9 protein-coding genes are annotated in these 12,902 nt (G+C 70.2%); 5 read left to right on the top strand and 4 right to left on the bottom strand.

What is annotated here, in order from left to right; all coding sequences use genetic code 11:
* The first annotated feature begins 245 nt into the window (after positions 1–245).
* On the top strand, positions 246–917 hold the full coding sequence (locus ACFY8O_RS16230; RefSeq protein ID WP_387902625.1) for a hypothetical protein: 672 nt from the start codon (positions 246–248) through the stop codon (positions 915–917).
* An 853-nt stretch (positions 918–1,770) separates the two neighbouring features.
* Here ACFY8O_RS16230 and ACFY8O_RS16225 read toward each other — a convergent pair.
* On the bottom strand, positions 1,771–2,871 hold the full coding sequence (locus tag ACFY8O_RS16225; RefSeq protein ID WP_145807020.1) for a lytic polysaccharide monooxygenase auxiliary activity family 9 protein: 1,101 nt from the start codon (positions 2,869–2,871) through the stop codon (positions 1,771–1,773).
* A gap of 248 nt (positions 2,872–3,119) precedes the next feature.
* A complete protein-coding gene (locus tag ACFY8O_RS16220) occupies positions 3,120–4,253 on the bottom strand; it encodes a GH12 family glycosyl hydrolase domain-containing protein (RefSeq protein WP_387902622.1) in 1,134 nt (377 codons plus the stop codon).
* A 743-nt stretch (positions 4,254–4,996) separates the two neighbouring features.
* Here ACFY8O_RS16220 and ACFY8O_RS16215 point away from each other — a divergent pair.
* The 4 genes from ACFY8O_RS16215 to ACFY8O_RS16200 all read left to right on the top strand — a co-directional run bounded on the left by ACFY8O_RS16215 (position 4,997) and on the right by ACFY8O_RS16200 (position 10,550).
* Positions 4,997–5,785 carry a calcium-binding protein gene (locus ACFY8O_RS16215; RefSeq protein ID WP_387902619.1) on the top strand — a complete coding sequence of 263 codons (789 nt, stop codon included), beginning with the start codon at positions 4,997–4,999 and terminating at the stop codon, positions 5,783–5,785.
* Positions 5,786–6,061: 276 nt separating this feature from the next.
* A complete protein-coding gene (locus ACFY8O_RS16210; protein WP_387902617.1) occupies positions 6,062–7,279 on the top strand; it encodes a serine hydrolase domain-containing protein in 1,218 nt (405 codons plus the stop codon).
* A 512-nt stretch (positions 7,280–7,791) separates the two neighbouring features.
* A complete protein-coding gene (locus ACFY8O_RS16205; RefSeq protein ID WP_387902614.1) occupies positions 7,792–8,697 on the top strand; it encodes an NAD-dependent protein deacetylase in 906 nt (301 codons plus the stop codon).
* A gap of 758 nt (positions 8,698–9,455) precedes the next feature.
* A complete protein-coding gene (locus ACFY8O_RS16200; RefSeq protein WP_387902611.1) occupies positions 9,456–10,550 on the top strand; it encodes a glycerophosphodiester phosphodiesterase family protein in 1,095 nt (364 codons plus the stop codon).
* 695 nt (positions 10,551–11,245) lie between these two features.
* On the opposite strand, the gene ACFY8O_RS16195 is transcribed toward ACFY8O_RS16200, so the two are convergent.
* Together ACFY8O_RS16195 and ACFY8O_RS16190 are read right to left on the bottom strand one after the other, a co-directional pair.
* Positions 11,246–11,965 (bottom strand): response regulator, encoded by a 720-nt coding sequence (locus ACFY8O_RS16195; RefSeq protein ID WP_387902609.1) that lies wholly within the window; start codon positions 11,963–11,965, stop codon positions 11,246–11,248.
* Entirely contained in the window at positions 11,962–12,837 is an 876-nt protein-coding gene (locus tag ACFY8O_RS16190; protein WP_387902606.1) for a sensor histidine kinase, read from the bottom strand. Before ACFY8O_RS16190 ends, ACFY8O_RS16195 begins: the two co-directional genes overlap by 4 nt.
* Between the last annotated feature and the right edge of the window lie 65 nt (positions 12,838–12,902).

Below are 12,902 nucleotides of genomic sequence, written 5' to 3'. Positions count from 1 at the left end.
GCGCGCTGATCATCGATCCAGTCGGCCGCCACCGCCGGGGGCGGACGGGCGAGCTGATCGGCACGTGCGACGAGCACCGTGATGGGGCGCCACCGTGATCGCGCCAGCTTCAGCGACCCTCGGGCTGCATCCTCCGGCCGTGGTCGGCCGCCTGACGAAACTGACTCCTGGTGCTCCGGCAGCAGGGGTTCACCGGGGCGAATGCGCTGCCTCCTTTCGCAGCCAGAGTGCCTCAGAGCGCACCAGTGACCGTGACGCTCGAGTCCGGGCCTGCGGGCGCCGGAAGTATCGACGACTTCGAGCTGTTCTACGCTCGCCGAGCTCTGGACCGCTTCAGGAGGCGGCTGGGCCGCCAGGGGCTGCTCGACCTGCTGGCCGCGGACATCGAGGAAGGCAACGCCTTTCTACGGGAGGGCGCCCGTGCCTCCGGCGGCGTCTTCAAGGCAGGCACGACGGTGCTCGCCACGCGGGGTCTGTCCTCCTCCGCGTTCATGGCCTGGATGGAAAAGGCGTTCGCGGGCGACGAGGGCGCACTCCTGGCGGCGCACCCCGAGCACTACGTGATGGCCCCCGGGGCCGACGGAGCGTTCAACGTGGTGGAGAACATCGGGCCCCACGTCTGCTCGTTATACATGGGGGGCTGGGGGACGGAGGCGATGGCCTGGGCCGTCGACGCGGACGAACTTCTCCCCGAGTCCGAGTATCCGCACAAGATGTCCTCGAACCTGTTCCTGGCCGACGGCACCGTCGTCGGGCGGGCCCTGACCCAGTTCGGTGACACCGCCGACGGCTTCTCCGCAAGCCTCACGGTCTACGTGCCCGCCGCCTGCCCGCAGGACGTCCTGGAGCACCACCTGCGGCACTACGCCGTCGAGTTCAGGAACTGGATCAACGCCGCAGCTGCGGCCCGCGCCTGAGTTCCTTGGTCTGGCGTCGAGTCGCCTTCAGTGCCGGTGGCGGGTGGCCCGACGGCAGACGAGCCGGCCGCGTGACTGCAGTACGCGCGAGGGTGCTCACCGACCTGGGCGCCGCTGCTCTGAGGCCACGTTGCACGGGCCTCACACTGCGTCACAGGCAGTGGCGCCCTTGCAGCTCAGTACAGAGCCACGGCAGGGTGCATGAAGAGGAGCGGCAATGGTCATCGAGGCGGGACAGGCGCAGGCTTGGGACCTGGAGGCTCGCATGCCCTGGCGGCCGATGTCCGCCGATAAGGCGCGGGAGCGGGATGCCGCCGGGCTTCCGTACGTGGCGGTGTACCGGAGCCGGGCCGGGAGGCTCCGCTGGAAGTCCGGCTCGTCTCCTGGCGAGACCACTACGTCCGGCTGTGGGTCTACGACGCCGAGGGCCCTCGCCCCTACAACCTGGACACGCGGCTGCTGCGCCGGTATTTCGTCGTCTGGTGCTGCACAGGCCTGGAGATGGCTTGCGGGTTTCGTTCAGCCACTACAAGCCCGCTTCGCTCCTCTCCCTCCACGTCGATTCGCAGCGAAGCACGGCACCATCTGGGAGTTCACCGGCGAGATCCACTTCGATGAGCGCGCGCATCCCGGCAGTCTCCCTTCGGGCGACCTGAAGGTCGTGCGCCGTATCGCGACCGGCGACCTCACCCTCGCGAAGGCATCTACGGGGTCCAACCAGGGCTTGACGCACACTGACCGGCGGTAGTGGCGGTATCGCCCGCCGACCGCCGCCACGGTGGCACCGTCAGCAGCGAAGCGCGACAGCGCCGGCTCCCCGAGATGCGGGAGTCGGCGCTGCCTCGGTCAGCGGCTACGGGTTGACGCAGCCGATCGAGCCGACCGGGAGATTGTTGCCGGTCGATGTCGCTGTGAATCCGAAGGTGACGCTGCCGTCCGGTGGGATGGAGCGGTTGTAGTCGAGACTTCTGACCGTGACCGTTCCGTCGGACCCAGTGGTCAGCGCGCCGTTCCACACGCTGCTGATCTTGGCTCCGGCACCGGGTGTCCACTGCACGGCCCAGCCGTCACGCGCCGTCGTGCCATGGTTCATGACCTCGACGGAGCCCTGGAATCCACCGCTCCAGTAGTTGGTCACGCGGTAGACGGCCATGCACCCGCTGTGCGGGTCGGTCGGCGTGGGGGTCGGGTCCGGGGTCGGCGTGGGCGTGGGCGTCGGGTTGGGGGTGCTGCCCGAGCCCCGGATGCCGGTGACCTCGCCGTTGCCGCCGTCGAAGACGACGTCGGAGCAGGAGAAGAAGTTCTCCTGGCTGTCCGAGCGCACCCACTGGATGAACATCACCGCGTCACCCGAGCGGCCCGAGGGCAGGTCCAGATCCCAGTAGTAGTGGCCGCCGTCCGTGCCCGGGGAGCCCGTCTGGGGCGGGTTGGTGACGGTCTCGATCAGGTCCAGGTCGTCCCAGCCCAGCTCGGTGCTGGGAGAGTAGCCGGGCTTGGACAGGTACACCCGGAAGGAGCCCGGGTGCGCGGCCCAGTTGCTGTGCTTGACCTGGATCGTCCGGCCGGCCGTCAGGTGCGTCCGGGGCCAGTCGGAGCGGGCGGCGTTGTATCCGGTGAAGTTGTACGGCGACCGGTCGCCGGCGCTGCACAGTTTGCCGTCCGGGACGTAACCGGCTCCTCGCCCTCCCGCGTTGGAGTCAAGCACGGCGAACCAGTTGTACAGCGCCGTCGAACCGCTCTCGCTGAGCGCGGCCTTACACGCCGGGTTGGTCGGGTCCAGGGAGCCGGTGCTGGTCTTGGCGTCCAGCCAGCAGAGGTAGGTACGCGAGCCCGGAGTCATCGTCACGCCGTGGGCCTGCGCGTTGCCCTGGCCCAGCAAGGTCAGGGCAATGCCGCCTAGCAGGGTGGCGAACACCGCCGCCAGGGAAACAAGTTGTCTCTTGCGTCGAGCCATGGTCTCTCCTGTGCTTGTGTGGGGATGTCTTCTGATTGCGCCTGTCTCCTTCTGCCACCGTCCGGTGACGGCACCTCGTCCTCCGGGGAAAACGCCCGCCTCGAGGGGCGAGGGATCTGGGGGAGTACCGTGCGTGGGCCGGGGCGGCGGTAGGCCCGGGGCGGTCCGCGGCGAGGCGTGCGGGGAGGGCGGGGCCCGCCCCGCCCGTGCGGGGAGGTGAGGAGGCGGCCCGTGGTCGCGCGGCGGACTCAGGCGCAGCGGGCGCCGTTGAGGCTGAATCCGGACGGCTGCGAGAACGTGCCGCTGTAGGTCCCCTGGAAACCGAACGTCTGGCTGGCGCCGGCCGCTATCCCGGCGCTGTGCGCGAGGCCGGTCGCCGTCACCGCTCCGGAAGGCCCGCTGAGGGTGGCGTTCCACGCGTTGGTGACGCGTTGGCCGGAGGGCAGGGTGAAGGCCAGCTTCCAGGAGTCGACGGGCGTCGAACCGGTGTTGGCGACCGTGACGTCGGCAGTGAAGCCGCCGGTCCAGACGTTCGTCGCGTAGGTCACCTTGCAGGCCGTCACCGGGTCCCCGGGCTCTCCAGGATCGCCGGTGCCCGGAGTGCCGAGGTTTACGGCCGAGGAGAAGGAGTTCACCGCGAGCCCGGCACCGTTCTGCCACGGCTCGAAGCCGGCCTGGACACTGGTGAGATACCAGTTGTTCTGGGCCATGCCGCGGGAGACGGTGTTCCGGACGAAGTCCATGACGTCGAAGCTCCAGCTGGAGACGGCCGACGGGGCGACGAAGGAGATGACGTCGTTGGAGCCGTTGCTGCCCGTCCACACCTGCCAGGTGCGCCCGCCCACGGAAGCGGTGCCGACCTGCGAGCCGATCGGCTGGATCGGGCCGACCTTGTTGAACCAGATCATGATCTCGGTGCGGTTCACCCCGTCCTTCTTGGGCGTGGGGTCCAACCAGATGTCGTACGACGCGTTGTACACGGCGTCGCCGACGTAGCCGTAGGAGATGCTGCTGGGGGCGCTGGCGATTCCGCTGACCTGCGCCGGGAGGTTCGTCCCGGGCGAACAGTTGGTGTAGTGACAGCCGTTGAAGACCGAGGGATAGGACTTCGGGGCGCCGTTCGTGGGGACGGAGCCGTCGGCCTGGGCCACCCTGAAGCCGCTGTCGGTAGCGGTGACGCACTGGGGGGCGCTGGTACCCCAGCGGTTGTTCTGCACCACGTAGCGGCCCTGGATCGTAGTCGAACCGTACTGTTCGCAGATCAGGGTGTCCGCGTGGGCCGCCGGAGCAGCGGTCAGGACGGCCGCCAGGGTGGCGAGAGCGAGGAGCAGCGCGCCGAGCAGGCTGCGGGAGGTATGGGGGCCGTGCGGTAACGCTCGCATGCGGGACCTCTCCAGGAGGGATGATCGGGTGGGGCGATCAGGGAATCGGGAGCGCCCAGCCGTCTTCGATTGGGAGCGCTCCCACCCGCTGGTTCGTAGGGGACTGTAGGAGCATGGGTGTGTCCCTGACAACCCATCGGGACGGAATGCGGCAAGCGGCTTCGCAAGGGGCACGTCAGGGGCAGGGGTTGAGCCGAGCGGGCGAGCTCCGGGCCCTCGGTGCCAACGGCGATGAGGGACGGCGCTGGCTCAACCGCCCCAGGTTCCCCTTGGGAGCCGTTTCGGCGCCGACGCCCTGCTCGACGACGTCGCGACGGCGCTCGATGACGTACCACCTGCCGAGGAGCACCAGGCCAGACTCCCGGCACGCGTTCGCGGCACCTCGTCCACCTCGTCGACATCGCGCTCGGCGGCGCGGCGGACGTCGAAGACGACCTCGCACTTGCCTCGATCCCGGGCAGCGCGAGGATCACCGCGGCGCGCGAACGGTCGTTTGCCGACAGCCACGAACGCAGCCCCAACCTCCGCTTCCGGCCGGGAGGGGCACCGGGTGAATCGAGGCGGGAACACTTTGGGGCCGGAAGACGACGTGACTCCCGCGCTTGCCCCGGCCGGGGTGTGATCGATGCGCAACCATTCCTGCCACCCGATGGTCATTTCCGTGCCACCCGTGTACCGGGTAGGCGTGGTCAGCTCCGCCTCTGCATGCTCTTGAGGCGCTGGAACGTAGGGGAAACGCCTTCATGGATCACCGCACCACCGTGGCAGGCCTCGTCGGGGCCCTCGCCCTGTTTGCGCTCGCGCTGCCGACGGCCGCCCAGGCGGATGACTTCGCGGGCGACATCAAGATCACGAAGGTGGTCGTCAACGCAGGGAATGACATCGTCCTGGGAACCACGGACGTGAAGACGTTCACCGTCGCGGTGACCGCCACGGACGACTCGGGCATCGAGGTCGGAAGGACATTTCCCACCCTGTGGCACACGCCCCTCCCGAATGGCGACTCCTACGGTCTCGTGGTGCCCGACAACATCGCGGGCACGTGTGTGCACCCGAGCTTCACCACGACCACCTGTACCTACACCCTGAAAATGAATCCGCGTATCCACCTCCAGGACAACACCACCGCCGGGACCTGGACCGTGAGAGCCCATGCCCTGGCCAACGACGGTGACTACATGACCAAGCCTTCCGCCGCGAAGGCGAAGGTCCTGCGCAACTCCAAGCTGACGGTCAACGCCTCGCCGGAACCGGTGAAGAAGAACAGGACAATCACCGTCACGGGCGCCCTGACCCGCGCCAACTGGGAGACCTACAAGTACGGGGGCTACGCCAAGCAGCCGGTCAAGCTCCAGTTCAAGAAGAAGGGCACCAGCACCTACAAGACAGTCAAGACCGTCACGACGGACAGTAAGGGCAACCTGAGGACCACGACGGCGGCCATGGCGGACGGTTACTTCCGTTACTCCTTCGTCGGTACGTCCACCACCCCGGCGGCCGCCTCCGCAGCCGACTACGTCGACGTGAGGTAATCCTCGGGTGGGCATCCACCCTCCAGCAAGCGCGGGGAAGGCCCAGGCCGGTGACCCTTCGGTCTGCGCCTTCCCCGCCCTCACCGCTGTGGGGCATGGGGGCGATCAGAACGGCGGCGGCCGAAGCGGTGAGCAGGAAGCCGTCCGCAGAAGACGGATACCGCGACTGGCCACGGCGGTCTCCGCTCAGGAGCCGTCGCCCTCGTCCCTTGCCCCGTCGAACCACCGGTGTCACCATCGGTTCGAAATTGCGAGGCGCGGCGCGGCGGAGGGCACATGGGCAGGACCACGAGGCGGGCGGGCGGCGCCCTGGCGGTCGGGGCGGCGGTCGCCGGTCTGGGCGCGGGGGCGAGCTGGCTGTGGCGGCACCAGGCCGACATCGCGTTCTCCCGGCCGGTTAACGAGTGGGCGTTCACGCACATGTCGACGGTGCTGCCCACCGAGCCCGTGTCCCGCGCGGCGACGCCCCGGCTGTTGCCGTCCGAGCCAGGGCTGCGCGACTTCACGTACGAGCATGCGGGCGAGCGGCGTACCCTGGCGGACCTTCACATACGCACGCACACGACGGGCTTTGCCGTACTGCACCGCGGGGTGCTGGTGCGCGAGGAGTACCCGGGCCGGTTCGCCTCCCGGGCGGCCAGGTTCCAGCTGTTCTCGTTGACCAAGTCGGTGACGTCGATGCTCATCGGGATCGCGCTGGAGGAGGGCGCCCTCGGATCGACGGCGGACAAGGTGGTCTCGTACGTTCCCGGTCTGGCGGGCAGCGCGTACGACGGGGTGACGGTCGAGGATCTGCTGCACATGAGCAGCGGCGTGGAGTTCGTGGAGGACTACGCCGACCCCGAGTCGTCGTTCGCGCGGTTCGAGCGGGCGGTGTCGGGCGGCGGCTCCCTGCTGGACGTGGTGCGGTCGTTGCCGCGGACGGCCGAGCCCGGTGGCACCTTCAACTACTCGACGGTCGATTCCCAGGTCCTCGGCTGGGTGCTCGAAGGGGCGACGGGGCTGCCGCTATCCCGATACGCGCACAGCCGTCTGTGGAGCCACATCGGCGCCGAGCGCGACGCGTACTACTTCCTGACCCGGGGGCGGCCGCGCACCGCGCTCGGCGGCGGATCGTTCAACGCCTCGGTCCGGGACATGGCGAGGGTGGGCCTGCTGATGGCGCGCGGCGGCGAGCTCGACGGGCAACGGATCGTGCCCCCTTCCTGGGTGGAGCGCAGCCGTGGCGTGGACGCGCCGCATCTGGCGGTCGGGGCGCTCGGCACCGACTTCCCCGGGCACTACGGGTACGCCAACCAGTGGTGGACCCTCGCGGGCGAGCGCCGGGCGTTCACCGGGATCGGCATCCACGGGCAGTACCTGTGGGTCGACCCCGACGCCGATCTGGTGGTGGTGAAGACGAGCGCCTGGAACACCGCGGAGGACGAGGACCGCGACGCGGAGACGGTGGCCGCCCTGTCGGCCCTGGTCAGGCACGTGGAGGCACGCGGCTGACCTGGAAGGGGACGGGCACCGGTCGACAGGAAAGCGGCCATGACGGCACCAGGCGCCGAGCAACCGCCGCCGACGAGGGCCCGGCGCGGTCGTCCGCCGTCTCGACGTGCCCAGGCTCCCCCGGCGGCGTGGGCGATCAGGTCGGGGAGTCACAGCGTCGCGCGGACGGGGACCTGGTGGTGCAGGGCGGTGCTGTCCGCGTGGTCGCGGCCGAGGTGATCCTCCTCGCCGGACACGTAACCCTCGTACCCCGTCCACGCGTGCCGAGCGGTGTGCTGCGGGGGAGACGGACGTCGGCGAGCGGCGCGCCGATCTTGTACGGGTCTGCTTGGCGGCGAAGCCCGGGGCACGCCGCGGTGACCACGTGAAGGGTGTCGGCGGGCGGGCTGGGCACGGTCGGGGCTTCGCTTCGGGCACGGTGACTGACCTTTCCTGGCTGCGTGGACCCGCTCCAGCAGCCGGGCCTGGCGCGGGGCAGGGGGGATGGCAGCCTGTTCCGTACCCTGGGGGTTATGCGTATGCGCCCCACTCTGAGCTGGACCCCCATCGGGGACCCGTCCCCGGGCGCCACGGCCCTGGAACCGGTCGTGGACGCGCTGGACGCCGGTGGCGTGCTGGTGCTCAGCGGTGCCGGCCTCTCCACGGAGTCGGGTATCCCCGACTACCGAGGGGAGGGCGGGAGCCTGAGCCGGCACACGCCGATGACCTACCAGGACTTCACCGGCAGCGCCCAGGCCCGTCGCCGGTACTGGGCTCGCAGCCATCTCGGCTGGCGTACTTTCGGTCGTGCCCGCCCCAACGCCGGGCACCGCGCCGTCGCCGCCTTCGGGCGGCACGGTCTGCTCACCGGTGTGATCACCCAGAATGTCGACGGTCTGCACCAGGCAGCGGGCAGCGAGGACGTCGTGGACATCCACGGGAGGCTGGACCGGGTCGTCTGCCTGTCCTGCGGCACCGTCAGCCCGCGACGCGAACTGGCCGCGCGCCTGGAGGCAGCCAACGCGGGCTTCGGACCGGTGGACTCCGCGATCAACCCGGACGGTGACGCCGACCTCTCCGACGAGCAGGTCGGCGAGTTCCAGGTGCTACCGTGCACGGTCTGCGGCGGCATCCTCAAACCGGATGTGGTGTTCTTCGGGGAAGCCGTACCGCCGTCACGGGTCCAGCACTGCCGAGCGCTGGTCCGCGAAGCGACAACCCTGCTGGTCCTGGGCTCCTCGCTGACGGTCATGTCCGGGCTCCGCTTCGTCCGCCAGGCCGACCAGTCCGGAACGCCCGTGCTGATCATCAACCGGGACCCGACCCGGGGCGACCGGCATGCCGTCATCCGGATCTCCCTCCCGCTGGGAGTGGCACTCACCACAGTCGCCGACCGCCTGGGCCTCACGACCGGCGACGAGGCGGCGGGGTCGATGTGACGGTGGGTACCACCGGGACGTGACATGCCTGCGAGGGGACCTCGGCCCCGTGACCTGCGCAAGCCGGTTACGGAAATCGTCGGCGACGACGCGCGGCCGCCTCCTGCGGCGCCCGTGCCGGACGGCACCGACACCCGCCCGGTGAAGCTCCGGGCGGTCGTCGCGGTCCTCGGCACGACGTCCCCCCAGGACACCAGGACCGTCAGCACGCCGTCGCTGCTGGCGACCGCGCGGTCACCCACCCGCTGGCTGAAGGCACGCGCGCATTTCTCTCGTGGAACTCCGGACCGAGCGGGACCTGAAGCGCTGCTGCGGGGAGGCAGGCGCTGGTGATCAGTCCCGCGCTCCGCGTGGACGCCCACGATTTCGCCGGCACCGCGCCCGTACTCGCCCAGGGCTGCGCACCGCCGGCCGCCGTGACAGAGCCCTTGGGATCACGGGTGACGACCTGCTGCCCGGCTGGGACGAGGCCGGGCGCTGGGTGCCCTGCCACCCGCTCCTCCGGCCGTCTCGTCAGCGCGATGCTTTGCGGGGCGGCGGAGGCGCCCCGGCACGCGGTACGGCACGGCGCCGGGGGTACTGCGTGGTGCCTGCAGTGATCGCGCAGGCAGGGTCTCAACGGAATCCCGACGTTGGCGCGGTCGGCATGTCCGTGTCGTGGGAAGTTCTCCTGCGCGAAGACCGGTCGGTGAGGGTGGCGGTGGCCGTACCCGTACGAAGGGCGTGGCCGTCGTCCGTTGACGGAGAGGATTTCCCCTATGAGATCGCGCCTGCACAGAGCGGTCACGGCCGCCGTACTGGCTGCCGCCGGCTGCGCCGGGCTCCTGACGGCCTCGCCCGCCTCGGCCGCCGGGAAAGGGCCCGGCCACGGGCCCCGGCACTTCGACCTCCAGGCTCACCGGGGCGGGCTCGGGCTGACGGTGGAGAGCACGCTCGCCTCCTTCTCGCGCGGGCTGGAGGTCGGGGTGAGCACCCTTGAACTCGATGTGCAGATCACCGAGGACAAGCGGGCGGTGGTCACCCACGACCGCCGCGTCTCGGCGGCGAAGTGCCGGGACACCGGGCCGGTGGCGGCGGGGGACCCGGAGTACCCCTACGTGGGCAAATACATCGTGAATCTGTCGCTGGCCCAGGTGCGGACCCTCGACTGCGGTTCGCAGACGCTGCCGCAGTTCCCGGGACAGCGGCCGAGTCCGGGGGCCCGAATGCCTCTGCTCACGGAGGTCTTCGACCTGGTCGAGGAGCGCAAGGCGCACCGGGTCGGGCTGAACGTGGAGACGAAAGTCGAGGCGGGGGCACCGCACGAGACGGCGCCGCGCGAGGACTTTGTCCAGGTGGTGGCGCGGGAGGTGCGCGCCTCAGGGCTGGCCCGGCGGGTCACGGTGCAGGGCTTCGACTGGGGGGCGCTGATGCGGATGCGCCAGGTCGCGCCAGAACTGCGCCTCGTCGCGCTCACCAACGGCAACCAGTTCCTGCAGCCCGGGCAGCCCGGTGGCTCGCCCTGGCTGGGCGGTTTGGACATCGACGACTTCGGCGGTGACCCGGTGGCCGCCGTCGCCTCCTTCGGCGCGGACGCCTTCTCCCCCGTGCACGGCTCACCTCAGGACGGCAAGGTCACCGATCCCGGATATGTCCCCTACACCACGCAGGAGTTGGTACGTCGAGCGCACGAAGCCGGGATCAAGGTGATCCCGTGGACCGTCGACGACGAGGCGACCATGCGCAAGCTGATGGACGACGGAGTGGACGGGTTGATCACCGACTACCCGGACCGCCTGCGTGCGGTGATGGCCGAGCGTGGTCTGAAGCTGCCCAAGCGGTATGCCGCGCCACCGCTCGTGCCGCAGAACTGAACGCCTTTGCCGGCCTCCGGCAGAACGCCATCGCCGCACGGGCTCTGGAGACGTCACCGAAGCCAGATCTTCGCCCGCCAGGCCGGAGGCGACCGCATGACCGTCCAGAAATGGCTCGGGAAGTAGCCGACCTCGTACGTCTGGGGCCGTTCCTGCCGATGCCGGCGCGGCCCCGCTGGGAGCCAGAATCGACAGGGCCCTCGTCTGGCGCCGGGTGAGCAGACCTTCGGGGACGGCGCCACGCTCGTACCCGGAACCAGCGGGTTCGCAGCGCGCTTTCCGGCCGCAGTGGTCGTACACCCAGCGGGCTCGTTGCGCTCGTTGGGCGGGGAGCCAGGAGACGGGATTGTGGCGTGGATGTGGAGCTCGGGCCGCCGGAACTCCGGACGGAGGACGGGGGAGCGGTGGGGAAGTTGTGGATCATGGGGCGGAGGCTCAGCCCGCGCAGGGCGAAGTCGGAGGTTCCTGCCCAGGCCAGGACGGCCAGCCCGGAGGCGACGATGCGGCTGGCTGCCGGTGCCGCCGACCCGACCATGACGACCGAGACGCAGCCCCGGACGGTGAACGTGAAGCGGGCTCTGGTGTTGCGGAAGAAGCACCGACCAGCCCAGACAGCCCGGCCGCTTGCCTGCCCGTGTAGACGGTGGCTGTGTGGAGGGGGGAAGGCGGGCCCGATGTGATCTCCGGATTGCCGGCTATCGGCAGGGGTTGGCGGTGTCACCGGACTCGCCCGGTGAGACGAGTCCTGTCTCGTAGGCGAGGACGACGGCCTGGGCCCGGTCGCGCAGGGTCAGCTTGGCGAAGATCCGGGCCACGTGGGTCTTGACTGTCGCCTCACTGAGCGTCAGTTCCCGCGCCAGTTCGGAATTGGAGAGACCCCGCCCCATGAGCGTCAGCACCTCGCGCTCGCGCGGCGTCAGCGCGGCCAGGTCTCGGTGGACGGCCGGGGCGGCGAGTGCCGAACCGGTTCTGGGGGCGCTGGAGGCGAAGCGCTCCACCAGACGGCGGGTGATCGAGGGTGCGAGCAGGGCGTCACCGGTGTCGACCAGGCGTACGGCGGCGGCCAGATGGGCGGGGGTGACGTCCTTGAGCAGGAATCCGCTGGCTCCGGCGGCGAGGGCCGCGTAGACGTAGTGGTCGAGGTCGAAGGTGGTCAGCATGATCACCCGGCAGTCCGGGGACTGCGTCAGTATGCGGCGGGCGGCTTCCAGGCCGTCCATGGTGGGCATGCGGATGTCCATCAGGACCACGTCGGGCCGCAGCCTCCGCACGGCGGCCACAGCCTCGGCTCCGTCGCCGGCCTCGCCCACCACGTCGATGCCGCGGGCGGTCAGGATCAGACGGAAGCCGGTGCGGACCAGCTCCTGGTCATCGGCGATCACGACGCGAGGGGCGGATTCGGTGAGCGTCGTCATGGCCGGTCCAGCGGGATCCGGGCGCGGACGCGGTAGCCGCCGCCGAGGCGGCGTCGGGCGTCCATGTCGCCGCCGTAGAGGGCGACCCGCTCCCGCAGGCCGAGCAGCCCGCGTCCCGTTCCGTCCGCCTTGCCCGGGACCGGTTCACTCCGCGCGGGCCGACTGCCCGACAGGATGCTCGGTCCTCCGTTCAGCACCTCGACTCGCAGGTAGCGGTCCGCGTATCGCACCGTCACCTCGGCTTTCGCTCCGTCCCCGTGTTTGAGGGCATTGGTCAGGGCCTCCTGGATGATCCGGTAGGCGGTGACATCGATCCCGGTCGGCAGCGGGCGCGGCTCGCCCGAGATCCGCATTTCCACGGGCAGGCCGGCAAAGGCGATCCGGTCGATCAGCGGGCTGAGTCGGCTCAAGCTCGGCTGCGGTGACAAGTCCATACCGTACGGCTCGTCGTCGCCGTTCTGCGCGGGTGCGAGCAGGCCGAGCAGGTGCCGCAGCTCGGTCATCGTGTTCCGCCCGGCGGTTTCGACGGCGCTCAACGCCGCCGCGGCCTCGTCCGGCATCGTGGCCAGCACCTCGCGGGCAGCCCCGGCCTGGACCACCATGAGGCTCACATTGTGACTGACGATGTCGTGGAGCTCGGTGGCGATCCTGGCCCGCTCGGCGTCTACAGCGGTCCGCGTTGCGCTCTCGCGCTCCCGCTCCAGCAGCCAGCCGCGCTCCTCGATGGCCGCCTGGTGCAGCCGCCGCGCCCGCACCACCGCCACGCACAGACACCCGGCGGCGCCAACTGCCGCCGCCAGGGCAATGACCAGCCAGATCGTCCCCGAAGCCCACACCGGCTCATCTTCGCAGCTGCACGACGCGCCCGGCATCAGCCCCCGGATGCAGCTCCGTACATCCCCAGGATGACCTGCCCGGACGGATACATCCGAGAGCC

It is taken from the genome of Streptomyces argenteolus, from assembly GCF_042902585.1.
Lineage (GTDB): Bacteria > Actinomycetota > Actinomycetes > Streptomycetales > Streptomycetaceae > Streptomyces > Streptomyces argenteolus.
This window is presented reverse-complemented; position numbering and strand designations above follow the sequence as displayed.